The sequence below is a fragment of the Streptodolium elevatio genome, assembly GCF_040649515.1.
GTDB lineage: Bacteria > Actinomycetota > Actinomycetes > Streptomycetales > Streptomycetaceae > Yinghuangia > Yinghuangia elevatio.
The window spans coordinates 1-25,843 of the sequence record NZ_JBEZFP010000130.1 but is presented as its reverse complement, the minus strand read 5'-3'; the positions used below and the strand labels follow the sequence as shown (position 1 = coordinate 25,843).

Annotated in this window: 20 protein-coding genes and 1 pseudogene; 10 read left to right on the top strand and 11 right to left on the bottom strand. The window is 71.7% G+C overall.

The features are described from left to right. Positions 1–381: 381 nt before the first annotated feature. On the top strand, positions 382–933 hold the full coding sequence (locus tag AB0C36_RS34535; protein ID WP_358362194.1) for a DUF732 domain-containing protein: 552 nt from the start codon (positions 382–384) through the stop codon (positions 931–933). A gap of 295 nt (positions 934–1,228) precedes the next feature. Then, on the top strand, positions 1,229–2,074 hold the full coding sequence (locus AB0C36_RS34530; protein WP_358362192.1) for an SDR family NAD(P)-dependent oxidoreductase: 846 nt from the start codon (positions 1,229–1,231) through the stop codon (positions 2,072–2,074). Positions 2,075–2,338: 264 nt separating this feature from the next. Here the strand turns inward: AB0C36_RS34530 and AB0C36_RS34525 are convergent, their stop codons facing one another. Continuing rightward, the gene (locus tag AB0C36_RS34525; protein WP_358362190.1) at positions 2,339–3,301 is read right to left on the bottom strand and encodes an alpha/beta hydrolase; all 963 of its coding nucleotides are present in this window, start codon (positions 3,299–3,301) and stop codon (positions 2,339–2,341) included. A 327-nt stretch (positions 3,302–3,628) separates the two neighbouring features. Here AB0C36_RS34525 and AB0C36_RS34520 point away from each other — a divergent pair, with 327 nt between their 5' ends. Together AB0C36_RS34520 and AB0C36_RS34515 are read left to right on the top strand one after the other, a co-directional pair. Further along, positions 3,629–4,240 (top strand): TetR/AcrR family transcriptional regulator, encoded by a 612-nt coding sequence (locus AB0C36_RS34520; RefSeq protein WP_358362189.1) that lies wholly within the window; start codon positions 3,629–3,631, stop codon positions 4,238–4,240. A gap of 53 nt (positions 4,241–4,293) precedes the next feature. Further along, positions 4,294–5,403 (top strand): LLM class flavin-dependent oxidoreductase, encoded by a 1,110-nt coding sequence (locus AB0C36_RS34515; RefSeq protein WP_358362187.1) that lies wholly within the window; start codon positions 4,294–4,296, stop codon positions 5,401–5,403. Positions 5,404–5,915: 512 nt separating this feature from the next. Here the strand turns inward: AB0C36_RS34515 and AB0C36_RS34510 are convergent. The 6 genes from AB0C36_RS34510 to AB0C36_RS34485 form a co-directional block, all read right to left on the bottom strand. Further along, positions 5,916–7,625 carry an FAD-dependent monooxygenase gene (locus AB0C36_RS34510; RefSeq protein ID WP_358362186.1) on the bottom strand — a complete coding sequence of 570 codons (1,710 nt, stop codon included), beginning with the start codon at positions 7,623–7,625 and terminating at the stop codon, positions 5,916–5,918. Between the two features lie 230 nt (positions 7,626–7,855). Continuing rightward, on the bottom strand, positions 7,856–8,773 hold the full coding sequence (locus AB0C36_RS34505) for a glutamate ABC transporter substrate-binding protein (protein ID WP_358362184.1): 918 nt from the start codon (positions 8,771–8,773) through the stop codon (positions 7,856–7,858). 300 nt (positions 8,774–9,073) lie between these two features. Next, the gene (locus AB0C36_RS34500; RefSeq protein WP_358362182.1) at positions 9,074–9,994 is read right to left on the bottom strand and encodes an amino acid ABC transporter permease; all 921 of its coding nucleotides are present in this window, start codon (positions 9,992–9,994) and stop codon (positions 9,074–9,076) included. Continuing rightward, positions 9,991–10,635 (bottom strand): amino acid ABC transporter permease, encoded by a 645-nt coding sequence (locus AB0C36_RS34495; RefSeq protein WP_358362181.1) that lies wholly within the window; start codon positions 10,633–10,635, stop codon positions 9,991–9,993. Before AB0C36_RS34495 ends, AB0C36_RS34500 begins: the two co-directional genes overlap by 4 nt. A 220-nt stretch (positions 10,636–10,855) precedes the next feature. Beyond that, on the bottom strand, positions 10,856–11,746 hold the full coding sequence (locus AB0C36_RS34490; protein WP_358362179.1) for a glutamate ABC transporter substrate-binding protein: 891 nt from the start codon (positions 11,744–11,746) through the stop codon (positions 10,856–10,858). 83 nt (positions 11,747–11,829) lie between these two features. Next, positions 11,830–12,576 carry an amino acid ABC transporter ATP-binding protein gene (locus AB0C36_RS34485; protein WP_358362195.1) on the bottom strand — a complete coding sequence of 249 codons (747 nt, stop codon included), beginning with the start codon at positions 12,574–12,576 and terminating at the stop codon, positions 11,830–11,832. A 282-nt stretch (positions 12,577–12,858) separates the two neighbouring features. Here AB0C36_RS34485 and AB0C36_RS34480 point away from each other — a divergent pair, with 282 nt between their 5' ends. Further along, positions 12,859–13,569 carry a response regulator transcription factor gene (locus AB0C36_RS34480; RefSeq protein ID WP_358362177.1) on the top strand — a complete coding sequence of 237 codons (711 nt, stop codon included), beginning with the start codon at positions 12,859–12,861 and terminating at the stop codon, positions 13,567–13,569. A gap of 27 nt (positions 13,570–13,596) precedes the next feature. Then, positions 13,597–15,000, top strand: a complete 1,404-nt coding sequence (locus AB0C36_RS34475; RefSeq protein ID WP_358362176.1) for a sensor histidine kinase — start codon at positions 13,597–13,599, stop codon at positions 14,998–15,000. Positions 15,001–15,045: 45 nt separating this feature from the next. Here the strand turns inward: AB0C36_RS34475 and AB0C36_RS34470 are convergent, their stop codons facing one another. Both AB0C36_RS34470 and AB0C36_RS34465 read right to left on the bottom strand, forming a co-directional pair. Beyond that, positions 15,046–17,355 (bottom strand): bifunctional serine/threonine-protein kinase/glutamate ABC transporter substrate-binding protein, encoded by a 2,310-nt coding sequence (locus AB0C36_RS34470; RefSeq protein ID WP_358362174.1) that lies wholly within the window; start codon positions 17,353–17,355, stop codon positions 15,046–15,048. A 130-nt stretch (positions 17,356–17,485) separates the two neighbouring features. Beyond that, positions 17,486–18,541 carry a TAXI family TRAP transporter solute-binding subunit gene (locus AB0C36_RS34465; RefSeq protein WP_358362172.1) on the bottom strand — a complete coding sequence of 352 codons (1,056 nt, stop codon included), beginning with the start codon at positions 18,539–18,541 and terminating at the stop codon, positions 17,486–17,488. Positions 18,542–18,697: 156 nt separating this feature from the next. Here AB0C36_RS34465 and miaB point away from each other — a divergent pair, with 156 nt between their 5' ends. Further along, positions 18,698–20,179, top strand: a complete 1,482-nt coding sequence (miaB, locus tag AB0C36_RS34460) for a tRNA (N6-isopentenyl adenosine(37)-C2)-methylthiotransferase MiaB (protein ID WP_358362170.1) — start codon at positions 18,698–18,700, stop codon at positions 20,177–20,179. 36 nt (positions 20,180–20,215) lie between these two features. Here miaB and AB0C36_RS34455 read toward each other — a convergent pair whose 3' ends face one another. Then, positions 20,216–20,806 (bottom strand): histidine phosphatase family protein, encoded by a 591-nt coding sequence (locus AB0C36_RS34455; protein ID WP_358362169.1) that lies wholly within the window; start codon positions 20,804–20,806, stop codon positions 20,216–20,218. Between the two features lie 34 nt (positions 20,807–20,840). Between AB0C36_RS34455 and AB0C36_RS34450 the strand changes: the two genes are divergently transcribed. Next, on the top strand, positions 20,841–21,548 hold the full coding sequence (locus AB0C36_RS34450; protein ID WP_358362167.1) for a class III extradiol ring-cleavage dioxygenase family protein: 708 nt from the start codon (positions 20,841–20,843) through the stop codon (positions 21,546–21,548). A 197-nt stretch (positions 21,549–21,745) separates the two neighbouring features. Here the strand turns inward: AB0C36_RS34450 and AB0C36_RS34445 are convergent, their stop codons facing one another. Further along, on the bottom strand, positions 21,746–22,012 hold the full coding sequence (locus AB0C36_RS34445; protein WP_358362166.1) for an antitoxin: 267 nt from the start codon (positions 22,010–22,012) through the stop codon (positions 21,746–21,748). A 425-nt stretch (positions 22,013–22,437) separates the two neighbouring features. Here AB0C36_RS34445 and miaA point away from each other — a divergent pair. After that, positions 22,438–23,388, top strand: a pseudogene (gene miaA, locus AB0C36_RS34440) (tRNA (adenosine(37)-N6)-dimethylallyltransferase MiaA); the annotation flags it as partial. A gap of 503 nt (positions 23,389–23,891) precedes the next feature. After that, positions 23,892–25,757: a gamma-glutamyltransferase gene (gene ggt / locus AB0C36_RS34435; RefSeq protein ID WP_358362164.1), complete on the top strand. Its 1,866-nt coding sequence runs from the start codon at positions 23,892–23,894 to the stop codon at positions 25,755–25,757. The last annotated feature ends 86 nt before the right edge of the window (positions 25,758–25,843 follow it).

The following is a 25,843-nucleotide window of genomic DNA, read 5'->3' as shown; positions in this document are numbered from 1 at the left end:
CCGCTACGAACGCAAAGCCGAGCACTTCCTCGCCTTCACCGCCATCGCGTGCACCCTCATCTGCTACCGCCGACTCACCAAATGAGACGACGTCTTAGGCAACACTTACCTCGGCAAGGGGCCCGTACGTGGGCTCCGGCACACGGCCGCGCAGGCACCGCACGCGACCGTACGGGGACCCGTTCGGGGACCCGTGCAGGGACCGGACAAGGCCGCAAGCGACACCACACGATGGACGCCACAGCCCGCTGCGACTCGCTGCCGGGCGTTCCGGAGCGCGTACGTGATCCGCTGTGCGGGAACCGGAGTTCGCGAAACTGGCGACTTTCGGCCTAACGCTCGGTAGGGTGCCCCCACCACACGCCAGTCGGGGGGCTCGCCGTGCCACGCCGCGTACCGCAACGCCGCGTACTCGCCGCAACCGTCGGTCTGATCCTGTCCCTCTCCCTCACGTCCTTCGTCACCGGATGCCAGAACGCGGACGCCAACGGCCGCGAGGATTCGGCGCCGGGCACTTCCGACGGCGCGGGCGAGACGCCGGGCGGTGTGCCGGGCGGACCGTCGGACGCGTCCGCGGCACCGGGCCCGTCCGTGCCGCCCGGCCCTGGGGCGGGTACGCCGCCCGGTGCCCAATCCGGCAACCAAAGCACCACCTCACCGGGACTGCCGCCGCAGCCGGACGCCGAGACGCGCACCCGCTACGCCGCGGCCCTGGACGTCATCGACCCGCGCATCGTTGGCGGAGATGTGGCCGGTGCGGTCGACCGCGGGCGCGCCACCTGCCAGTCGATTGCCGCGCACATGAACCACACGAAGCTCATCACGCAGACGAAGCAGAAGTTCGCCCGCGCCGGGTACACCGTGACCACCGCGCAAGCGGAGGCGATCGTACGCGCCGCCAACACGCACCTGTGTCCGTCGTCAGGAGCCTGACCCGGCACGGCATTTCGTGCACAGCGTGCGCTCTGGGAAAGCGCGGCGGGCTGGTCTAGGCTCCCGGCGCGCGAGCGTACGCCGACGTACGGGAGCGTATTCGGGCCGGAGGACGACCCGGGAGCACTGGCGAGTCCGACGTACTGAAGGCACTGAAGCACCGACCCGACGGCACGGAAGTACCGATGTGCCAAGTACCGAAGTGCCAAGTGCCAAGTGCCAAGTACCAAGTACCAAGTACCAAGTATCGAAGTGCCAAGTACCGAAGTACGAAGCACCGACAAGTCTCTGGGGGATGGGGATCGTGCGCGATTTCGCGGGTCGTACCGCCGTGGTCACCGGAGCCGGCAGCGGCATCGGCCGCGCTCTGGCACTGCGATTCGCGGCCGAGGGCATGCGCGTCGTGGCGGCGGACGTCGAGGAGGACGCGCTCGACGAGACGCTGGAACTGCTCGACAAACGCGGCGCCGAGGCAGCCGCGAAGGTGACCGATGTCGGCGATGAGGAACAGGTGTTCGCTCTCGCCGACTTCGCCTACGAGCAGTACGACGCCGTCCACGTGCTCTGCAACAACGCCGGGGTGTTCTCCGGCGGCGTGATCTGGGGACGCCCGCCGGCCGACCTGGAGTGGACGCTGCGCGTCAACCTGTGGGGCGTCATGCACGGCATCCGGGCCTTCGTGCCGCGGATGATCGCGCAGGACAGCGAGGGGCACATCGTCACCACGTCGTCGGCCGCGGGGTTGTTCGTCCCGGCGTACTCCGCGGCGTACACCATCTCGAAGTTCGCCTCGTACGCCGCCACCGAGACCCTCGCCCATGACCTCGCCGCGCAGGGTTCCAAGCTCAAGGCGACGGTCCTGTGCCCGGGGAACGTCAACACCGGGCTGCCCGGCTCGGCGCGCAACCGGCCCGCCGAACTCGCCGCCGAGACCACCCCCGACGCCGAGTTCCTGGAACTCGCGCTCGGCGAGACCGCGGGGCGCGGCATCGACCCGGCGCTCGCGGCCGAGACCGTCGTCGAGGCGATTCGCGAGGAGCGCTTCCTCGCCCTGACCCACCCCGAATACGCCGAGTACCTGCTCGCGCGCCCGGCCGAGCAACTGTCCGGCGCGGTGCCGCAGACGCCGCCGCTGGGCTGAGCCCGAGCCCGTCGTCCGCGCGGCCGGGGCGGCAAATCCGCACCGGCCACGCGGACGAACCCGTGAGCCTATGAAGTCGTGAACCGCGAACTGGCGAACCCACGAGCTGGTGCACCGGGGAACTGTGTACCGGCCGGGCCCGTGGGCCCGTGGGCCGGTGAGTCCGTGAGCCGGTGAGGCCGTGAGGCCGTGAGCCGGTGAACAGGCGGCCTGTGGGGAACTCCTGAACAGGCAGAGCTGCCAGAACCGGCAGTGTCAGAGCCGTCAGATCTTGTGCGCCGCGCGCAGGTAGTCGACGAGCACCTGCCGGTATTCGCGGGCCTCGGCCAGCAGTGCGGTGTACATCCCGGCGCCGTGCGTCAGGCCGTCCCAGCGGCGGATCTCGGTCGGCACGCCGGACTCCTGGAGGCGCTTGCCGTACGCCTCGCCCTCGTCGCGCAGCGGGTCGTACTCGCACGTCATGACCAGCGCCGGGGGCAGCCCGACCAGCGTCTCGGCGTGCAGCGGCGAAGCGTACGGGTCCTTCGCGTCGCCGAGCTTGCCGATGTAGTACTCGACGCCCTCGCGCATCGCCTTCTCGGTGAGGAGGTAGCCGGTGCCGTTCTCCTTGACCGACGGGTGCGACATCGTCAGGTCGGTCGCGGGGACTTCCAGGACCTGGCATACCGGCAGCGGGATGCGGCGGTCGCGCAGCGCGATCGTGACGCCCGCGGCGATGTTGCCGCCCGCGCTGTCGCCGCCGATCGACACCTTGTCCGGATTGACCCCCAGGCTGAACGCCCGCTCCTGCACCCACACCCACGCCGCGACGCCGTCCTCGAACGGCACCGGGTACGCGAACTCCGGGGCGAGCCGGTAGTCGACCGAGATCACGACGCAGTCGGTCAGCTTGGCCAGGTTCGCGCACTCCGCGTCAAACTGGTCGAGCGTGCCGAGCCACCACGCGCCGCCGTGGAAGTACACGTGTGCCGGGCGTCCGCCGCGGGGTGCGGGCGTCGGCGGCGTGTAGACGCGCGCCGGGATGGTGCCGTGGTCCGGGACCTTGACGGTGATGTTCACGTCGCGGCGCGCCACGTCCTCGGGCGCGGGCTCGCCGAACGCGAGGATCGCGGATTCCAGTCCCTTGTGCGCGGCGGCGCGGCGTTCTTCAAGGGACAACCCCTCGGGCTGCGGCGGAGAGCCGGCCAGGGCGTCGAGTATCGACTGGATCTGAGGTACGACGGGCATGCGGGTCCTCCGGTGGTGCGGACGGGTGGCGCCGGAAGTGCGTTGCGCGGGTCGTTCTTCGGGTTCTGCTCGGGGTTCTGCTCGGGCTCTGCTCGGGTTTTGCTCGGTACTGCCGGTGATCTGCCCAGGTGCGTCGAGATCGGGCCGAGCCTCCCGGCGTACGGCCTCTGACCTGCGACGATCCGACGCACGGTAGCACTTTCAGGTGAAGAAGAAAGCCCCTGTCGGCCGTCGTTCGAGGCAACGGCCCGGTCCCTCTGGACTTCGTCGGTGCACAGCTATACAAGAGTTGTGCAGTTGAGTAGTCGGTCGGACCGAGGGAGCCCTGTGGAGAGCACATCCGGGCCCGCTCCGGGCGCAGCCCGGGCGGCCGAGACGCGCGACCGCATCGTGGACGCCGCAACCGACTGCATCCGCCGCTGGGGGATGCGCAGGGTCTCCATGAACGACGTCGCGCAGCAGGCGGGCGTCTCGCGCCGCACCGTCTACCTGCACTTCGCCGACCGCGAGGCGCTGGTGCTGGCGGTGCTCATCGGCGTGTCCGAGCGCATGGTCGCGGCCGTCGAACCGCTGGTACGCGCCCGCACCACGCTCGCCGACCAGATCGCCGAGGCGGCCGTCCACGTACACGCCATGGGACCCGGCGAACTCCAGCTCGGGCTCGGCTTGCGGCCGGGGGAGTCGGAGGACGCCACCATGCTCCTCGCGCACAGCGAGCGGGTCCTGTCGGCGTGGCACGGGTTCTGGGTGCCGTTCGTCGAGGAGGCACGCGCGCGCGGCGAGGTGCGCGAGGACGTCGCCGTCGAGCGCGCCACCGACTGGATCATGCGCATGCTCATCTCGCTGGTGACCGTCCCCGCCCGCTCGTTCGACGCCGACGACCCGGACGAAGTCCGCAGGTTCGTCGCCGAGTTCATCACCCGGGGATTCGCACCCTGACTCCCCGCCGCACGGCGCGCCAGGCCCACACCGTCAAGTGCAGGAGGAGCACGATGAAGTTCGCCCTGTTCTACGAGATACCGGTCGCCCGTCCGTGGGACGACGAAAGCGAGCACCGCGCCTACAAGAACACCATCGAACAGGCCGTCCTCGGCGACAAGATGGGCTTCCACTCCTTCTGGACCGTGGAGCACCACTTCCTGGAGGAGTACTCGCACTGCTCCAACCCCGAGACGCTGTACGGCGCGATTGCCGCCAAGACCGAGAACATCCGCCTCGGGTACGGCGTACGGCTGCTGCCCAAGCCGTACAACCACCCCATCCGCAGCGCGGAGTCCGCTGCCGTGTTGGACCTCATCTCGGACGGCCGCGTCGAGTTCGGCACCGGCCGCAGCTCCACGCGCGCCGAGTTGGAGGGTTTCGGCATCGACCCGTCCGAGACGCGGGCGATGTGGAACGAGGCCCTCGACCACATCGTCGGCGCCTGGACCGAGGACGAGTACCAGGCGCAGGGCGAGTACTGGCAGATGGGCGCGCCGCGCCGCGTGCTGCCGCGCACGCTGCAGAAGCCGCACCCGCCGATGTGGGGCGCCACGTCGAGCCCCGACGGTCACAAGGAGATCGGCCGCCGCGGTCTCGGGCTGTGCTCCTTCACCGTCGGCGTGCCGCCCGAGGAGCTGTCCGACCGCATCGCCATGTACCGCGAGGGCCTGGCCGAATGCGTCAATCCCGCGGGCAAGTTCATCAACGACCGCGCCGCCACCTTCACCATGGTCCACTGCGCGCCGACCACGGAGGAGGCCGTCGACCAGGCCGCCGAGTCGTGCGTCTGGTACGTCGGCCACGGCGGCGCCCTCATCGCCTCGGTCGCCGAGTGGATGGAGGAGAAGGAGCAGGAGCTCGGCACGTACGGCTACACCGCCGGGCCGCTGGAGCACCGTCGCAGCGGTGCCCTGAGCCACCTCACGTTCGACTACCTGCAGAACTCCGGGTCGGCCATCGTCGGCGATCCCGAGCACTGCGTCGAGGTGGCCAAGCGCTACGAGGCCGCCGGCTGCGACCTGCTGCTGTGCCTGGTCAACCCGTACAAGATCGAGCACGAGGCGGTCATGCGCTCGATCGAACTGATGGGCAAGCACGTGCTGCCCGCGTTCAAGGACTGAACGCCGACCGCCGAAGGGACGGTGACCGAGTAACCGCTGACCGCATTCACCTGACCGCACAAACCTGATCGCGTGTGCCGGACTGTGCGTGCCGGACCGCGCGAACGTGTTCGCGCTTACGGTGATCGGGGGCGCGACGTGGCTCCTTTTGTTCCGCAACGATCGGCGGATCCCGGGAGTTACGGCGTCACCCGCGCGGGGGGCGGCATCGCAACGCACGTGCGAACATGCGCTCGACAGCCGACAGCCGACAGCCGACAGCCGACAGCCGACAGCCGACAGCCGACAGCCGACAGCCGACAGCCGACAGCCGACAGCGGCACCGAGCACCGAGCACCGAGCACCGAGCACCACGAGCCTATGGCGCCGCGGGCCGCCACAGGCCTTGCCGCACCGCCCGCCCGCAGTGCTGCACCACGCTCAGCAGCACAACACCACGCCCAGCAGCACCGCACCACGGCCGACACCGCAGCACCCCGTCGGCCGACCCGCGCCGCGGCGGTGTCCGGAGCTCAGGGGCCTCCGGACGCCGCCGCCGACACCTCCTCGGCCGCGCGCCGCCCCACCGCCCGCAGTGCCACGGTATTGAGGTCGTCCTCGCCGCCGGGCGGCAGCCACGCCGCCAGGTAGCCGTCCGGGCGCACCAGCAGCAGGGTGTGCGCCGCCGCCCCCGGGTACTCGTGCGTGACCACCAGCTCGGCTGCCACCGGCAGTTCGGCCAGCCGCGCGCGCAGCAGCGGCATCAGCCCCGCGTCCCGCCAGCGCGGACCGTCCCACACCTCTATGCCGGGCGCGACCAGCACCGCCACGAGGCCCTGGTCCAGACACGCGGACAGCGGAGCCCGGCGGCCGTCGGCGCGGACGACCGGCACGTCCTGGACCGGCCCGCCGACCCCCGGCCCGCCCGGCGTGAGCAGCGGCGAACCGGTGTACTCCGGAAGGGAGTCCGCGACCAGCGCGCGCGGGTCGAGGCGTCGCAGCGTCGTCCCCTTGCTACGCGCGCCCATCAGGGTCAGCCGCCGCCCCATTTTCTGCGCCGGGCCGCGCGGGCTCAGGAAGTGCAGGGCGTCCTCGCCGTACGCCAGTCGCCGCCGCGCCGCGCTGCGCCGTTCGCCGTGGTACGTCTCGATCAGCCGGTCCGGCGCCCGCCTCCCCATCACCAGCGCGAGCTTCCACGCCAGATTGCGGGCGTCCTGCAAGGCGAGGTCGGCCCCGTCCGCGACCGTGGGGTGCACCAGGTGCGCCGCGTCGCCCGCCAGCAGTACGCGTCCCGCCCGGAACCGCCGTGCGAGCCGCTGGTGTACCTCGAACTCGCCCGTCCACACCATGTCGTAGACGGGGTCCGCGGTGGCGTCGGCGTCCGGGCTCATCGCGTCGAGTGTGCGCAGGACGGCGCGCACCCGCTGTGTCGTGCGCTTGGGGTCGGCGGGGTCGCCGTGCACCGGGATCAGGGCGGTCGCGTCGGCGGCCTTGGCGACGCCGTGTGCGAGCGGCAGCTGCCAGGTCAGCCGCCACATGTCGTGCGGCAGCGGCTGCGCCAGGACCGTGCCGTCGCGCTGGAACGGCGGGTCGACGAACAGCCAGGGCTCCAGCGGTGATTCCTCCCAGGGCGGACGCGGCAGGCCGACCTTCACGTCGGCGCACAGCAGGCGGTCCACGCGCGGGCGCCCGGGGAACCGCACGCCCAGCGCGCGGCGTACGAAGGAGTGGTGGCCGTCGGCGGCGACCAGCCAGGGGGCACGCCAGCGCACCGGGCCGGCCGGGCCGCGGGCGGTGACGGTGACCGCGTCGGTGTCCTGCTCGACCGCCTCGACGCGGTGCCGCCACGCGGTCGTCACCAGCGGCGCGGCGGACACCGTGTCCAACAGCGCCTGCTCCAGGCGCTGTTGCGGAAGCCCGTAGCGCTCGGGGGCGGGGGTCGGGCCGCCTTCGGCGTCGCGCGGGGCGGGCACGGTGGTCGAGCGGCGCCGGATGCGCAGCGGACCCCACGGCTGTGCGGCGCCGTCCAGGCGGCCGCCGACCAGGCCCGCGGCGAACGCGAACGTCGCCGCGTCCAGGCCGCACGAGCGCGATCCCTCGCGCACCGTGCCGTCGCCCGCGTCGACGAGCAGCGAGCGCACGCCCTGTCGGGCGAGCGCCAGCGCGCAGGCCAGACCCGCCGGTCCGGCGCCGACGACGATCACCGAGTCCCGGTGGGCATGGGAGTCGGCCGTGCCTGGCATGCGAAGCCTCCCGAACGATCAGATGTCCAAGAGGCAATCATCCGGCACCGGAGGCGGGTCGTGTGACAACGCGCCCGGTCCGCGAGTGGCGTCGCCGGGTGGCGCACTCCGGCGCACCGGTCGCGCGGGCGCCGTGTCCCGGGCGCGCGTGGGCCGTGCGCCCCGGCCGGCCCCGGATCCGCGGTCGGCGCGGGCCGGGCCAGGTCTGTTTCCCGCCGGGCGCGGCGCGCTCACGGTTCGAGCGGCGGAACGGGCGGGGCGGGTACGCCGGACATGCCCAGTGTCGCGTCGTACGCCGCCTTCCAGGCACCGTTCGCGGTACTCGCGCGCAGCGCCTCGTTGACGGCCGTGCGGAAGACCGCGTCGTCGCGGGGCACGCCGATGCCGTAGTTCTCGGTGGTGAACGGCTGTCCGACGACCTTGAGCCGGTCGGGGCTGCGCGCCGCGTACCCCTTGAGGATCGCCTCGTCCGTCGAGACCGCGTCGACCAGTCCGGTCAGCAGGTTCTCGACGCACTGGCTGTAGTCGTCGTAGAACACGGCCAGCGTCTCGGGGAATTCGCGTTGCAGGCGGTTGAACGCGGTCGAGCCCTTCGCGGAGCAGACCTTCTTGCCCGCGATGGTGTCCTTGCCGGTGATGGCCGGTTCGTCGCGGCGTACCAGGAGGCTCTGCCCTGACACGTAGTACGGCCCGGCGAAGGCGACCGACCGTTTGCGGTCGTCGGTGATGCTGTACGTGCCGACGTACATGTCCACCTCGCCGTTCACGATCGCCGTTTCGCGGTTGGCGGACGCGATCGTCCTGAACTCGATGCGCGCCGGATCCAGACCCAGTTGTGCGGAGACCATGCGGGCGATCTCGATGTCGAAGCCCGACCGGCGCAGCGTGGCGGGGTCGAGGTAGCCCAGTCCCGGCTGGTCGTCCTTGGCGCCGACCACCAAGTGGCCGCGGTCCCGGGCGGCCTTCCAGGTCGGCGAGGCCGTCAGGTCCACGCCGTCGCGCACCGGGTAGACCGGTGGCGGCGGGGTGGACCTCGGCGCGGACGCGGGCGGCTGGGCCTTCGGTTCGGCGCCGCCGCCGTCGCACCCGGCGCCCAGCAGGGCCAGGGCGGCGATGCCCGCGGCGGCCATCACCTGACGCAGTGTCATGTCCGGAACTCCCCCTTGGATGCGTCCTCGGGGGCGTGCCGCAGCACGGGACGTACCGCCGGTCTCCCCCGGGGACCGAGCTTTCCCGGGGCCATCATGGGCCACGTGCCGGTTCCGGCGCGGAGCGACGCCCCGCGACGGGGTGGCGTCGCGGGGCGTCGAGTGTGCGGATCGGGTTGGCGGCCCGCGGTCGGCCGGGGTGTCGGCCGGGGACCGACCGGCGTGCGCCGGCCGGGGGATCGGCCGAGGAGTGTCGGCCTGGGGATCGGCCGGGGGTGTCGGCCGAGGCATCGGACCGGACTACACGGAGACTTCCAGGTGCGCGTCGGGCTTCGGGGTGATCGTCCCGCCCACCGGCGCGTCGATCTGCGGCGGACGGCCCTTGCGGCCCCGGCTCAGCTTGCGCTCGACCCAGACCGCGAGGAAGGACAGCAGCATGCAGATGACGATGTAGACGCTGCCGATGACGATCGCGACCGGGATGAACGGGAACTCGAAGTCCTGGTTGGAGCCGAGCAGCTTGGCGACGTACAGGAGTTCGGGGTAGGTGATCATGAAGCCGAGGGACGTGTCCTTCAGCGTCACGACCATCTGGCTGATGATCGACGGGAGCATCGCCCGGATGCCCTGCGGCACCAGGATCGACGCCATCACCTGCGTCTTGCGCATGCCGATCGCGTACGCCGCCTCGCTCTGCCCCTTCGGCAGTGCCAGGATGCCCGCGCGCATGGTCTCCGCCTGCACGGTGCCGTTGTAGATCGTCAGGCCGATGACCAGCGGCCAGAGCGGGTCGTCGTTGATGAACTCCAGGAACCCGGGCCAGTGGTCGAGGTTGGCCGGCGCCAGGTACAGGAAGAAGATCAGGATCAGCAGCGGCATCGCGCGGAAGAACGTCACGAACGCCGTCGACGCCCACCGCACCGCGCGGTGCTCGGACAGTCGGCCCGCGGCCAGCAGGGCGCCGAGGATCAGCGAGCCGACCACCGCGAGGGCGAACGCCTTGAGGGTCGCCCACAGGCCGTCGACGATCATGTTCTGCACGCGGGTGTACTCGAAGACCTCCCACTTGCGGCGGCTGAACTGCCCGGTCTGGTCGAACCGGTACAGGATCCAGGCCAGGGCGCCGATCAGCAGCCCGACGCCCACCACGCCGACGATGAGGTTGCGCCGCCGGGCCTTCGGGCCGGGAGCGTCGAAGAGGACTGTGGCCTGCGAGCTCATCGGGCCACCGCCAACTTCTTCTCGAGAGCGGCGAACGCCGCGCTCATGCTCAGCGTGATGATCAGGTATCCGACGGCGATCCAGAAGAAGATCAGGATCACGTTGTCGCCGTTCTCGAGCATCTGGTTGTACGTGCCGAACAGGTCGGCGACGTTGAACGCGCTCGCGATGGCCGAGTTGCGGACCATGGCGATCAGCAGCGAGCCGATGGGCGGCACGACGGCGCGCAGCGCCTGCGGCAGCACGACCAGGGTCAGCGTCTGGTTGAAGGACATGCCCAGGCTGCGGGCGGCCTCCGCCTGGCCGAGCGGCACGGTGTTGACACCCGAGCGGACGGCCTCGCAGATGAACGCCGCGGTGTATCCGCCGACCGCGATCACCGCGAAGGTGATGAAGTCGAGGTTGATGTTCAGCTTGGGGAAGCCGAGCGCGACCACGAACATCAGCAGCGTCAGCGGCGTGTTGCGGATGATGTTGACGTACGCGGTGGCGAACCAGCGCAGCGGCGGGACGGGCGAGACGCGGCAGGCGGCCAGCGCGGTGCCCAGCACGATCGCGACGAGGCCGCAGTAGACGGTGAGTTTGAGCGTCGTGACAAAGCCGTCGCTGATCAGGTCCCAGTTGTCCGTGAGGACGTTCATCGCGCGCCCGCCTTCCGGCCCTCTTCCGGGCGCGCCGAACGGGCGGCGTCAGGGCATATGTTCACGGTGATCCCCGCAAGTCTGGATCGGACGTGGTTTCGAGGTGCCGGGGGCCGCGCCGGCCCGGGTGTCGCCACCGGGCCGGCGCGGGCGTCGGCCGCGCGTCAGGAGCGTGCGGTCGGATTCGTCGGCGGGTGCGGCGGGTGGTCCGCCGCGCGGCTCAGTAGCGCTCGATCATCGGGGCCGGCGGGGCCGGCGAGCCCGACTTGCCCAGCGTCGCGTCGTAGATGCTCTTCCAGGTGCCGTCCTGCATCTTGGCCGCGAGGATGTCGTTGACCTTGTTGCGGAACTCGACGTCGCCCTTCGGCAGGCCGATGCCGTACTTCTCGGTGGAGAAGTTCTCGCCGACGACCTTGAGGTTGTTCGGGTCCTTGGCGGCGTAGCCCTTGAGGATCGCCTCGTCGGTGGTCACCGCGTCGACCTGGCCGTTGAGCAGGTTGTCCACGCAGATCGAGTAGGTGTCGAACTCGATGGGCGTGGTCTCGGGGAACTCGGTCTTGATCTTCTGGATCGGCGTCGAGCCCTTGGCCGAACAGACCTTCTTGCCCTTGATCGTGTCCTTGCCGAGGATGTCGGTGTTGTTCTTCTTCACCAGCAGGCTCTGGCCCGAGACGTAGTACGGGCCGGCGAAGTCGACGAGCTCCTTGCGCTTGTCGGTGATGCTGTACGTGCCGACGTACATGTCCACGTCGCCCTTCTGCAGGGCGGTCTCGCGGTTCGCCGAGGCGATCGGCACGAACTTGATCTTCTTCGGGTCCAGGCCGAGTTCGGCGGAGACCATGCGCGCGATCTCGATGTCGAAGCCGGAGCGCTCGCCGGTCGTCGGGTCGAGGAAGCCCAGGCCGGGCTGGTCCTCCTTGACACCGATGATCATGTGCCCGCGGCCCTTGGCGGCCTGGAAGGTCTTGGAGTTGATCTCCACGGACTGCGAGTTCACGGACTGCTGCGGCGCCGCGGGCGTCTCCGACTTCGGGTCGTCCTTGCCGCAGGCCGTCGCGAGGAGGGCCAGAGCGGAGAAGCCGGCTACGGCTACGGTCTTGCGAAGATTCATGACCCTTGCTCCTTGATGGTGGTCACGGGTGTGGACATACGCCGGCGTGCGTGTACGCGCCGGCGGATACTGCGCGGCGCCGATCAGTGGTGCAGGATCTTGGACAGGAAGTCGCGCGCACGGTCGCTGCGCGGGTTGCCGAAGAACTCGTCGGGGGTGTTCTCCTCGACGATCCGGCCGTCGGCCATGAAGATCACCCGGTTCGCGGCGGAGCGCGCGAAGCCCATCTCGTGCGTGACGACGACCATGGTCATGCCGTCCGCCGCGAGGCTCTTCATGGTCTCCAGCACCTCGTTGACCATCTCCGGGTCGAGTGCCGAGGTCGGTTCGTCGAACAGCATCACCTTGGGCTGCATCGCCAGCGCGCGGGCGATCGCCACGCGCTGCTGCTGGCCGCCGGACAACTGGGCCGGGTACTTGTCGGCCTGGTTGCCGACGCCGACGCGGTCCAGCAGGGCACGGGCCCTCTTGTCCGCGGCGTCCCGCGACTCGCGGCGTACCTTGGTGGGGCCGATCGTCACGTTCTGCAGCACGGTCTTGTGCGCGAAGAGGTTGAACGACTGGAACACCATCCCCACCTCGGACCGCAGGCGCGCGAGGGGCTTGCCCTCTTGCGGCAGCGCCTGGCCGTCGATGGTGATGGAGCCCGAGTCGATGGGCTCCAGGCGGTTGATGGTCCGGCACAATGTCGACTTGCCGGACCCCGACGGGCCGATCACGACGACGACCTCGCCCTCGTGGATCGTCAGGTCGATGTCCTGGAGGACGTGCAGCGCGCCGAAGTGCTTGTTGACGTTCGACAGGACCACGAGCGGTGCGGCCGTCTTCATCGCCGGTGACGGCGTCTTGTCCAGGGCTTCGGTCACGGTGGCTTCGCTCCTCCGGATCGTGTGGTGGGCTCATGAAAGCGGGCAAGACCCAAGCGGCAAGCCGGATTTGAGCTTCACCTGAGGTCAAGAGCGGATAACGGAGCGTCGTGTGCCCTGGACCCTCGGCAGAAACCGGGGAGTCTGATTGGATGACCCGGTCGCGACGCGGGGTGAACGCGAGGGTGAACCCTGTGGGACCTGGGTTCGTAATCGGAGACAGACACGCTGCGAGGAGGTCACGGCATGCGGTTGCTGATGGTCGAGGACGACCTGCGCATCGCGACGCCGCTGCGTGCCGTCCTGGGGCGGCACGGCATAGACGTACGGCACGCCTGCACGGGTGAGGAGGCCCTGGACGCGCTCGGCGTCGACGTCGACGTGGTGCTGCTCGACCTCAACCTGCCGGACCACGACGGCTTCGAGGTCTGCGCCCGAATACGCCGGATCAGCGACGTCCCGGTGATCATGGTGACCGCGCGCGCCGACGTACGCTCACGCGTGCACGGCCTCAACATCGGCGCCGACGACTACGTCACCAAGCCGTACGACATCGGCGAGCTGCTGGCCCGCATACACGCGGTCAGCCGCCGCGCCCGCCCCGAGCCCCGCCCGGAGGCCGCCCTCGCCGCCCCGGCCGCCCCCGCGTCCGACGCCGCGCCCGCGGCCCCCACAGCCCCCGCACTGGTCGTCGACGCCGCCGCCCGCCGCGTCACCGTGCGCGGCACTGAGGTCGTCCTCACCCGCAAGGAGTTCGACCTGCTCGCCCTGCTCGCCCAGCGCCCCGGCGTGGTGTTCCGCCGCGAGCAGATCATGAGCGAGGTGTGGCGTACCAGCTGGGCCGGCAGCGGCCGCACGCTCGAAGTCCACGTCGCATCCCTGCGCGCGAAGCTCGGCAACCCCCGCATGGTCGAGACCATCCGCGGTGTCGGCTACCGCGTGGTCCCGGACGCCTGAGCCCGGCACGCCCGAAGACAGACTCCTGTGCGCACCCGACTCCTCGCCCTGCTGCTGACGCTCATGAGCGCAGTACTGCTCGCGCTCGGTATACCCCTGGCCGTGTCGCGCGCCGACGCCCACCAGCAGGAGATGACCCGCGACCGCGCCGACGACACGGCGCGCTTCGCCGCCCAGTACCAGACCGCGATCCGCGTGGGGCAGGACGTCAAGCTCTCCGAGGAGGAGCAGCTGCCACTGAGGCAGGATCTCGAGCAGTTCTTCCTCGTGTACGGCATACACGCGGCAGTCGTCGACCGGAACGGCGACATCCTCATCAGATCCGACCCCGGGTACACCCTCCCCAAAACCGGTCAGGCACACGAGGCCTTCGCGGAGGCGCGCGCCGGGCGGCGCAGCGACGCCCCGCAGGTGTGGCCGTGGCAGGACCGCACGATCACCGTCGCGGCCCCCGTCGTGTTCGGCGGCGATGTCGTGGCGGTTGCCGTCACGGAGTCCGTCACCGGCAAGATGCGCGGTCGGATCTGGGACAACTGGCTCTTCCTCGGCGCGGCCGAGTCCATCGCCGTGGTCGCGGCGCTCCTGGCCGCCGCCCGTCTGACCGGCACGATCCTGCGGCCCGTCCAGGTGCTCGACAAGGCCACCCACGAGATCGCCACCGGCAAACTGGGCGCGCGCGTCGCCGCCGCGCAGGGACCGCCCGAGCTGCGGCGCCTCGCGAAGGCGTTCAACGAGATGGCGGACAACGTCGAGACCGTCGTCGAGCAGCAGCGGGCGTTCGCCGCCGACGCCTCGCACCAGCTGCGCAACCCGCTCTCGGCGCTGCTGCTGCGCATCGAGGAACTGGGTCTGTCGCTTCCGCCCGAGCACATCGAGACGCTCGACGGGGTCCGCGACGAAGGGCGGCGCCTCACCCACGTGCTGGACGAGCTGCTCGCGCTCGCGCTGGCCGAGAACGCGGCCAACACCGGGACCCACCGTGTGCCGCTCGACGTCGCGGCGCTGGTGCGTGAGCGCATCGACGCGTGGGAGCCGCTGGCCCGCGCCCGCGGCCAGCGCTTCGAACAGCAGGGGCCACGCGCGCTGACCGGGAACGTCGACCCCATCGCGCTGGGCAGCGCCCTCGACGCGATCCTCGACAACGCGCTCAAGTTCAGCCCCGACGACGCCGAGGTCACGGTCGCCCTCGCGGCGGTCGGGGGCCGTCTGGAACTCCGGGTCGCGGACCGGGGGCCCGGGGTGGACCCCAGCGAGCTGCGGCGTGTGGGCGACAGGTTCTGGCGCAGCTCCCACCACCAGAACGTGGACGGCTCCGGCCTCGGCCTGTCGATCGCGCGTACCTTGCTGCGGGCAACGGGCGGCGCCATCGAGTTCGCGGCGCGCGACGGAGGGGGACTGGTCGTGACGGTGACGGTCGACCGGGCGCTGTGACCTTCGGGCGTGGCCGCACGCGGCAACGCACGGTCTGAAGGGGCGTCAGCCGCCGTTGAGGTCGGCGCTCGTCATGTGCGGGGTGCACTTCGGGGGGCGCGGGGCCAGCAGGCCCAGGGGGCCGAGTGTGGCGTCGTACGCCCGCTGCCAGTCGCCGTTGGCTATGTGCCGGTTCAGCGCCTCGCACACGGCCTTCGCGAGGACCGTGTCGCCGCGGCTGAGGCCCACGCCGTACGGCTCCGCCGAGAAGGGGCTGCCCAGCACCCGCAGCTCCGCGGGGTGCTTGGCGACGAAGCCCGCCAGGATCGTGTCGTCGGTGCTGACCCCGCGCACCTTCTTGTTCAGCAGCTCGTCGACGCACTCGGAGTACTTGCCGCGCTCCTCGACCTGCATGGCCGGGAATTTCTGGCCGATCCGCTCCGCCGACGTCGACCCGCGAACCACGCAGATGCGGTCGTCCGCAAGGTCCTCGGGCCGCGCCGCGCCCGGGTCGTCCTTGCGGACCAGGAAGTCCTGCCCCGCCACGTAGTACGGGCCCGCGAACGACACCCGCTCCAGACGCTCGGGGTTGATCGTGTAACTGGCGACGATCAGGTCGACCTGACCGCTCGATATCCGGTACTCGCGGCCCTGCGTCTCGACGTCGACGAACCGGAGCTTGCCGGGGAAGCCGAGGTCGGCCGCGATCATGCGGGCTATCTCGTCGTCGAACCCGGCGTACTCGCCGTCCGGGCCCTTCTGGCTCAGCCCCGGCTGGTCCGGCTTGACCCCGACGAGCATGTAGCCGCGCTTCAGCATGGCCTGGTACGTCGGCGACTGCTCGCGCAGGTCGGCCAGCATCTGCTTGCGCTTGTCCTCGCCACCGCCGACCACCGCGGCTACGGTCACCGACACGGCTATGAGCACCAGGGCCACCGCGACGGGCAGCCCGATCCGCGCGGTCCTGCTCCGCCAGAACGACCGTCGGCTGTCGTGGCCACCGGGGCCACCGGGGCTGCCCGGGCCGCCGCCCGACCCGTCGCCGGGTCTGCCGCCGGAGGCGCCCGGCTCGGGGGCCTGCACCGATCCGGGGCCGTCGCCCGCCCACGTCGCGTCGACGGCGTCGCCGGGACCGTGCGGGGCGAGTCCTCCGCGCGCGGGAGCCGCGTCCGCGGTGCCGGGCGTACCGCCGGCCGGGGCGCCCTGCCCGGACGTCCCGGTGCCGGACGTCCCGGTGCCGGACGTCCCGGTGCCGGGCGTACCGGCGCCGAGCGCTCCGGCCCGCCCGTCGGGGACGCCGCGCGGGGTCGCGCGGTGCGTCGCGGTGTGGCCGGTCCCGACGCCCGCCCGGTACGCGCCCGTGCCCGGCGCCTCCGCGGCTCCGCCGGGCTTCCGCTGCCCGGCGGGTGCCTCGCCGCCCCAGGTCGGCGCCAGCGCCTCCTGGATGACGCCGATCAGCTGTTCCTCGGCTTCCTTGCCGTCCATCCGCATGACCGGGTCCTTGCGCAGCAGACCCGTGATCACCGGCTCCAGCGCGCCCGAGTGTCGCATCGGGAGGGGATCGTGGTTGACCACCGCGTCGACGACCTCGACCGCGGAGGAGCGGCTGAACGGCGGGCGGCCCTCGACCATCTCGTACAGCGTCGCGCCGAGGGACCACAGGTCGGAGGCGGGGTCGAGCAGGATGCCGCCGCTCATGCCGAGCGCGTCCTCCGAGCCCCGGACGGTGGCATGGCCCGCGGTGCCGTCGTCGCCGGCGGCGTCGTGGCGGCCCCCTGCCGGTATCGCGCCGCCGGCCGCGAAGCGTTCGGCGCGCTCGGGGGCGAGGTATCCGGGGGTGCCGAGCAGTTCGCCGATCTGGGTGACCTGCGGAGCGTCCACGAACGTCGCGATGCCGAAGTCGGTCAGCACGACACGTCCGTCGAGGCCGAGCAGCACGTTCGCGGGCTTCACGTCGCGGTGCAGGACACCCTTGGCGTGCGCGGCGCGCAGGGCGCGCAGGACGTCCAGGCCGATGCGCGCGGCCTCGGCGTAGTCGAGCCGGCCCTCACTGCGTACGACCTCGGCGAGCGACCGCGAGATGACCAGTTCCATGACGATCCACGGGCGGCCGTCCTCCTCGAACACGTCGTGGACGGTCACCACGTTCTCGTGCCGGATGCGTGCCGCCGCGGTGGCCTCGCGCTTGCTGCGCTCCAGCCACGACCGCTGCGCGGTCTCGTCGAGCGAGGCGGGCAGCAGCAGCTCCTTGACGGCGACCTCGCGCCCCAGAGCGGTGTCGACGGCCAACCAGACCTCGCCCATGCCCCCGCGCCCCAGGCTCCTGCTCAGGCGGTACCGCTGGCTCAGCACACGGCCGACATCGCCCTCGGACACTGCGGTACGCCCTCCTCCCAGGTGCTCCAGGTCGTTCTGACAGCGCGTCAGACTTTAGGAGGTCCACCCAATATGTGGGGACAGGCCCCAGCATGTTGCATTCAGCGGTCTACGCGCGACGTCACGGGCATCACGGTTTTGCCGATCTGTACCAGAGTCGGGCACCTTCGTGCAGCCTCAGCGGCGGAAATGTGAAAATCGCCGTACCCGGGTCCACGAGCTGGGCCGCGTGCACGACGGCCCCGATCGCTTCGCGACTTCCCAGGACCGTACCGGTGACGCGCCTGATCAATTCGGTGTCCGCATCCGACCGGGTCACCATCAGATTCGGGACGGCGACCGTCGCGACGCCGTCCACGCCCTGGTACGCGTCGCCCGGGATGACCGCCTCGCGGTAGACCTGCGGCTCCCCGGCCTTGTCCAGTTCGCTCTGCAACGCCTTCGCGACGCCGCCCAGCGGCACGAAGCGGATCGCGAACTTCGTCCCGTCCGGCCTCTCCTGCAGCATGTCGGACACCGCCTGTGTCGGCAGGCCGCCGGACCAGAAGAAGGCGTCCAACGCCCCGCTCCTCAGCTTCGCGGCGGCATCGCCGATCCCGTCGACCTTGGCATCGAGATCGGCCTCCGGCGTCATGCCCACGGTGTCGAGAATGCGCCGGGCCAGAAGCTGTACCCCGGACCGCGCCGGACCGATTCCCACACGCAGGCGGGGTGCGCCGGGACCCGCCGGATGCAGGTCCGTCAGGTCCTTGATCCCGCTGTCGGCGGGGACCACGAGTTGCACGAAATCGTCGTACAGGCGGGCGACCGCGCGAAGTTGGTCGCGCTGCTCCGGGGGAAGCGAGGCGACCGCGTCCGCGGTCGCGATGCCGAGCGTCGCCTCGCCCCTCAGCACTTTGTCGAGGTTGTCCGGCGAACCCGCGCTGTTGATCAGCGAAACGTCCGTGCCGAGGTCGTCGGCGAGACGCGGACGCAGGAGCTCGCCGTACTTGGCGTAGACGCCCTCCGGCACACCCGTCGTGATCGTCACCGGGCCCCCGCGGTAGGGCACGCTGTCGTCGGAACTGATCCACAGGCCGCCCGCGAACAGCGTCAGCGCGACCCCGAGCACGACCGCCACCAGCGTGCGCGTGCGGCGCGCCGGGGCTCCGCTCATGCGAGCGCGAGCCAGGCGTCCTTGCGTCATGGTCGGTTCCCGTCCGGGTCAGGGTGCTTGGTCGTGCGCGGGTCGTGCGCGGGTCGTCGGGTGCCGTCGTGGCCGTCGTGCGTACCGGTCTCCGTCACCGGTCTCCGTCACCGGGGTCCGGGGCGGCCCGGTGACCGCGTAATCTTGATTCTCGATATGAGCGCGCGATCCTACGAGGTGCGCACCTACGGGTGCCAGATGAACGTCCACGACTCCGAGCGGCTGTCCGGCCTGCTGGAGGACGCGGGCTACGTCCGCGCGGTCGCGGGCGAGGAGGCCGACGTCGTCGTCTTCAACACCTGCGCGGTGCGGGAGAACGCCGACAACAGGCTCTACGGCAATCTCGGCCACCTGGCGCCGAAGAAGGCCAAGCGTCCCGGGATGCAGATCGCCGTCGGCGGCTGCCTCGCCCAGAAGGACCGCGACACCATTGTGGCCAAGGCCCCATGGGTGGACGTCGTGTTCGGCACGCACAACATCGGCTCCCTGCCCGTCCTGCTGGAACGCGCCCGCGTCCAGGAGGAGGCCCAGGTCGAGATCCTGGAGTCGCTGGACGTCTTCCCGTCCACGCTGCCCACGCGGCGCGAATCGGCGTACGCGGCCTGGGTCTCCATCTCGGTGGGCTGCAACAACACCTGCACGTTCTGCATCGTGCCCGCGCTGCGCGGCAAGGAGAAGGACCGCCGACCCGGCGACGTGCTCGCCGAGATCGAGGCCCTCGTCGCCGAGGGCGTGATCGAAGTCACGCTGCTCGGGCAGAACGTCAACGCGTACGGCTCGGACATGGGCGACCGCGAGGCCTTCTCGAAGCTCCTGCGCGCCTGCGGCGAGATCGACGGCCTGGAGCGCGTGCGCTTCACCTCGCCGCACCCGCGCGACTTCACCGACGACGTCATCGCCGCGATGGCCGAGACGCCCAACGTCATGCACCAGCTGCACATGCCGCTCCAGTCCGGCTCGGACGACGTGCTGCGCGCGATGCGGCGCTCGTACCGCCAGGACCGCTACCTCGGGATCATCGACCGCGTGCGCACCGCGATGCCCGACGCGGCGATCTCGACGGACATCATCGTCGGCTTCCCCGGCGAGACCGAGGCCGACTTCGAGCAGACCCTGCACGCCGTCCGCGAGGCGCGCTTCGCCAACGCGTTCACGTTCCAGTACTCCAAGCGCCCCGGGACCCCGGCCGCCACGATGGACGGCCAGATCCCCAAGGCCGTCGTGCAGGAGCGCTACGAGCGCCTGGTCGCCCTCCAGGACGACATCTCCTGGGACGAGAACAAGAAGCAGGTCGGCCGCACCCTCGACGTCCTCGTCGCGGAGGGGGAGGGCCGCAAGGACGAGTCCACGGCCCGGCTGTCCGGCCGCGCGCCCGACAACCGCCTCGTGCACTTCCAACGGCCCGACGAGGACGTGCGCCCCGGCGACGTCGTCACCGTCGAGATCACGTACGCGGCCCCGCACCACCTGCTCGCCGAAGGCCCCACGCGAGCGGTCCGCCGCACGCGCGCCGGGGACGCGTGGGCCAAGCGCGCCGGCGCGCCCGCGCCCGCCCCGGGCGTCCTGCTGGGCCTGCCGACGGTCGGCCCGCCCCCGGCCGCCCCGGCGGCCGAAACCGCGGCCTGCCGAGTCGACTGACAGCGGGCGCCGCCCCATGCGGGCCGCGCACGCGCGTCAGCCGCGCCGGTTCCAGGCGGTCATCACCGGTTCGCCGTGCTCGAAGCCGAGGTCGGACACGCCCGCGGTGGCGAGCGCGAACAGCCTGCCGTCCGCAGGCGGCAGGCCGAGCCAGCGGGCCGTGAGGACGCGGAGCACGTGTCCGTGCGCCACCAGGGCCACGTCGTCACCGGCGTCCAGGACCGGGCGTACGCGCTCCAGCACCCGGTCGACGCGCGCGCCGACGTCGGACACCTGCTCGCCCGGATGGTCCGCGTCACCCGAGACGACGCCGTCGCGCCACAGGTACCAGCCCGGAACCGTCTCGCGGATCTGCGGCGTGGTCAGGCCCTCGTAGCCGCCGTAGTCCCACTCCATGATGTCCGGGTCGAGCCCGGTGTCCGGCAGGCCCGCAAGGACGGCCGTCGCCCTGGCCCGCCGCAGCGGGCTGACGAGGACGAGCGCGAAGTCCCGGTCGGCGACGAGCTTTCCCGCCGCACGCGCCTGCTCCTCACCGGTCGGGGTGAGCGGAATGTCGGTGCGGCCGGTGTGCCGGTGGTCCCGGCTCCACTCCGTCTCGCCGTGCCTGATGATGGTGAGCTGCGCCATGAGCCCATAAGAACACGCCCGGTACTCTCGTGCCGTGCTTGTTGCCGCTGCCGTGTGTCCTCATCCGCCTTTGCTCGTGCCCGACCTGGCCGCAGGTGCCGCGGGCGAGTTGGAGGCGTTGCGCGAGGCGTGTGACGCCGCCGTCGCGGCGCTGGCCGCCGCGCGCCCCGACCGCATCGTCGTGGTCGGCACCGGCCCCGAATCGGCGGACTTCCCCCGGGGCGGCGCCGGGACGTTCGCGCCGCTGGGCGTCAACCTCTCGGTGAGCCTGGGCGCCGGGGGTTCCGGCGACGTCGAGGAGCGGATGCCGCTGTCCCTGGCGATGGCCGCGTGGCTGCTGGGCCGCACACGTGTGGACGTACCCGTGTCCGGACTCGCGGTCGCGGCGGACGCCGACGCCGCCGACTGCCTGGCCTCGGGAGCCGCCTTGGTCGCGGGCGACGAACGGATCGCCCTGCTCGTGATGGGCGACGGCAGTGCCTGCCGTACCGAGAAGGCGCCGGGCTACCTGGACGAACGGGCCGAGCCCTACGACGCGGCCGTCGCGCTGGCGCTGGCGGACGCCGACGTCCTGGCGCTCGCGGCGCTCGACCCCGACCTGTCCGACGAACTGTGGGTGGCGGGCCGCGCCGCGTGGCAGGTGCTCGCCGGAGCGGCGGACGGCGCCGAACTCGCCGGGCGCCTGACGTACGACGACGCGCCTTACGGAGTCGGGTACTTCGTGGCCGTGTGGGGCGCCTGACAGATCCGCGTACGCGGTTGCCCATCGGCCGGAAGGCCCGCCCGAACGCCCCGGATCGCCGAACGCCCCCGGAACGCCGAACGCCGACGGCCACGGGAGCGATCCCGTGGCCGTCGGCGCTGCGAACCTGTGCTTGTGGTCTGTCCGGTCTGAGTGTCGTCCCGCCCCACCGGCCCGCACGGGCCGTCAGGCGGACGTCAGGCGGGCGGGTTCTGCTCCGGCGGCGCCTCGCCCGCCGGCGGGGCTTCGGGGGTCGCCTCCGGCGTGGCCGGGGGTGTGGCCGGGGGTTGCGCCTCGCCCGGTACACCCAGCGCGCCCTTCGCCTGCTCGGCGGCGCTGTCGATCTTGTCGCCGTGCTTGCCGCCGGTCTTCTTGTCGACCATGTCGGCCGCCTTGTCGACGCCCTGTCCGACCTTGTCGCCGTGCGGGGCCAGCTTTTCCTTGATGGTGTCCAAGAGACCCATGTCCTGCTCTCCTTCGGACTCCCGGCCCGAGCCGACAGGCTTCGGGACCGTGGTCAGAGTTGCGGTGGAAGCACCACCCGCGGCCTCCGGGACGGCATCCTCGGCGTTCTTGCCGCCGCAGCACGGTCCGGAATCCTGGGCGGGGACGCAACACTCGGTTGCGGGCCGCTCCTCGACGAGGGTTCCGACGCTCCCCGCCTGCTCCGGCTCCGGTGAGCCGGGCTCCTGTGCGGTCTCTTCCGTAGAATTGCGCCTGAACCAGTCGAAAACGCCCATTTCTTGCTCCTTGACCCTACGACGGACGTGGCGGATGTGCATGTCGTGCCGCAGGACAACGAGTCCGGGGTGCGCGCGGTTATGTGACCGCGCCCGGGCGTACCGCATCGGGTGACGGTACGTAGCCGCTGTTCCGGCAGACTTGTCCCGTGAGTTCGCGATCTCTCCCCGATGCGGCCCCTGCCCAGGGCCGCCCGCGCGTTGTGGCCGTCGTCGGCCCGACCGCCGCAGGCAAGTCCGACCTCGGCGTCGCCCTGGCACAGGCGCTGGGCGGCGACGTCGTCAACACCGACTCGATGCAGCTGTACCGGGGCATGGACATCGGCACCGCCAAGTTGACGCTCGCCGAGCGGCGCGGCGTGCCGCACCACCTGCTGGACGTATGGGACGTGACGCGGACCGCCAGCGTCGCCGAGTACCAGCAGGACGCTCGGGCGGTCGTGGACCAACTGCTCGCGGCCGGGCGCACCCCGGTGCTGGTGGGCGGCTCGGGACTGTATGTCCGCGCGGTCGTCGACGACCTGGAGTTCCCCGGCACCGATCCCGAGGTGCGCGCCCGGCTGGAACGCGAGCTGGAGGCAGACGGCACCGGCCCGCTGCACGCCCGCCTCGCCGGCCTCGACCCGGCCGCCGCCGCCGCGATCCTGCCCAGCAACGGTCGGCGCATCGTGCGCGCGCTGGAGGTCATCGAGATCACCGGGCGGCCGTTCACCGCGACGCTGCCCGGTCCGGTCCCGGTGTACGACTGCGTGCAGATCGGCGTCGACGTGCCGCGGCCGGTGCTGGACGAGCGCATCGACGCGCGGGTCCAGCGCATGTGGCGCGACGGTTTGGTGGACGAGGTGCGGGCGCTGGAGCAACTGGGGCTGCGGGACGGGTTGACGGCGTCGCGGGCGCTCGGCTACGCCCAGGTGCTGCGGCAGCTCACCGGCGACATGAGCGAGGCCGAGGCGAAAGAGGACACGGCGCGGGCCACGCGGCGGTTCGCGCGGCGGCAGGACACGTGGTTCCGGCGGGACCGGCGCGTGCGGTGGCTCGCGTACGACCGGCCGGATCTCGTGGCGGAGTCGCTGCGGCAAATCGCGTTCGGCACTGCCGAGGGTGAGGAAGGCGGGGAAAGCGCGGAAGGCGGCCGCGCGGAGGTCAACGGCGGCGCGGGCTTCGACGGGGGCGCAGGCTTCGGCGGGGGCGCGGGGGATGCGCCGGCTGACGGCCTGGGGACGGGCCGCGGGGGCAGTCTCGGCGGTGGCGTGAACGGCGGTGTGATCGGGGGAGTCGACGGCGGCGTCAACGGGGGAGTCAACGGCGGGGTCGGCGGCGGGATGTAGGCGTGCGGGATGTAGGCGGGCGGGGTGCAGGCGGGGGCGCGGGCCGGCCCGTGTCTTTGGCCGCTTGTGCTTGCGGCGGGCCGGGTGGTCTTGCCGCCGCCCGTCCGGTCCGCCGCCTCGGTGGCAGTTCGAGTGGCTGTTCGAGCGGGTGTTCGACCTTCCGGAGCCTTCGTCGGTCTGAGTGAACTTCCGTCCTGTGGCCCGATTTTGGCTGTGCGGGGTGGGGCGGGAGTGGCACGGTGGATGCGTCGTTGTCGCGTCCGGGGGAGGTCTTCATGGCCGTATCACCGCCACAGCCAGGGCAGTTCGCGCCGTCCGGGCGCGCCCGCAGGGCCGTGCTGCGGGTGCGCCGCGGCTGGGCCGCGGGCATCGCCGCCGCCGCACTGCTGGTCGGCGCCGCCCCGATTGCCTCCGCACATCCGGACCCGGGCGGGGATTTCCCCAAGGTCCCGGTGATGACCGGGTACGGCGGCGCGGTGTCCAGCGTCGATCCGGACGCCACCCGCGTCGGCCTGGAGGTGCTGCGGCGAGGCGGCAACGCGGTCGACGCCGCGGTCGCCACTGCCGCCGCCCTCGGCGTGACGGAGCCGTACTCGGCGGGGATCGGCGGTGGCGGCTACTTCGTCTACTACGACGCCAAATCGCGTACGGTCCGCACGATCGACGGCCGCGAGACCGCGCCCTTCCGGATGACCGCGACGTCGTTCATCGACCCCGCGACCGGGCTGCCCCTGCCGTTCGACCAGGGCGTCAACTCCGGGCTGTCGGTGGGTGTTCCGGGCACTCCGGCGACCTGGGAGGCCGCGCTGCGCCGCTGGGGCACGCTGTCGCTGCGGCAGGCACTCGACCCCGCCGCCGCGCTGGCCGCGCGCGGGTTCGTCGTCGACGAGACCTTCCAGGCGCAGACCGCGGCCAACCAGTCTCGGTTCGACGACATCGTGCCCACCCGCGACCTGTTCCTGCCAGGCGGCCAACCGCCAGCCGTGGGAAGCACGTTCCGCAACCCGGATCTGGCCCGCACGTACCGCGACATGGGCAGGTACGGCGTCGACTGGCTCTACCGGGGCGCGCTGGGCCGCGAGGTCGTCCAGACCGTCAAGGCCCCGCCGGTCGCGCCCGACGCGGACCGCGTCTTCCGGCCCGGCCTGATGGAGACCCGCGATCTCGCCAAGTACTCCGTGGTCGACCGCAACCCCACCCGGGCCGACTACCGCGGCGTCACCGTCTACGGCATGGCACCGTCGTCCTCCGGAGGCATCACCGTCGGCGAGGCACTGAACATCCTGGAGACCGTCGACCTCGGGGGCATGGACGCGGTCACCGCCACGCACTACTACCTCGAAGCCTCGCGCCTGGCGTTCGCCGACCGGAACCGCTACATCGGCGACCCGGCCTTCGTGGACGTACCGCAACGCCCGCTGCTGAACCAGGGGTTCGCCAAGGAACGGGCCTGCCTGATCGATCCCGCGAAGGCGTCCGTGAGCCCGGTGCCGCCTGGTGACCCGAGCCCGCCTTACCAGGGCTGCCCGGCGGCCACCGGCGCCGGCGACGCGGAGCCGTACGAGGGCCAGTCGACGACCCACCTGGTGGCGGCGGACCGCTGGGGCAACGTCGTCGCGTACAACCTGACGATCGAGCAGACCGGCGGCAGCGCCATCACCGTTCCGGGGCGCGGCTTCCTGCTCAACAACGAGCTCACCGACTTCAGCTTCGCGCCGGCCAACCCGTCCGTGCCTGACCCGAACCTGCCGGCCCCGGGCAAGCGCCCGCGCAGCAGCATGGCGCCGACCATCGTGCTGGAGGACGGGAAGCCGCTGCTGGCGGTCGGTTCGCCGGGCGGGGCCACGATCATCACCACGGTGCTCCAGACCCTGGTCGGCCGGCTCGACCTGGGCATGACCCTGCCCGAGGCGCTCGCCGCACCACGACTGTCCCAGCGCAACGGCGCGGCGACCGAGGCGGAGCCGTCCGTCCCGGCCGCGCTGCGCGCCGCACTGGAGGCACGCGGCCACGTCCTGCGGGAGAACCCGGAGATCGGCGCGGCGACCGCGCTGGAGTTCCTGCCACGAGGTCGCATCCAAGCCGTCGCCGAACCCACCCGCCGCGGTGGCGGCTCGGCGGCGGTGGTGCGGCCGGGCTAGGTCGTGTCTTCAAATTCTCGCCGGGCCCGCGAACCGTGGCACGCCCCCGCGCCGCGGTGAGGGCCGTTCGCCGGCCCAACCACGCC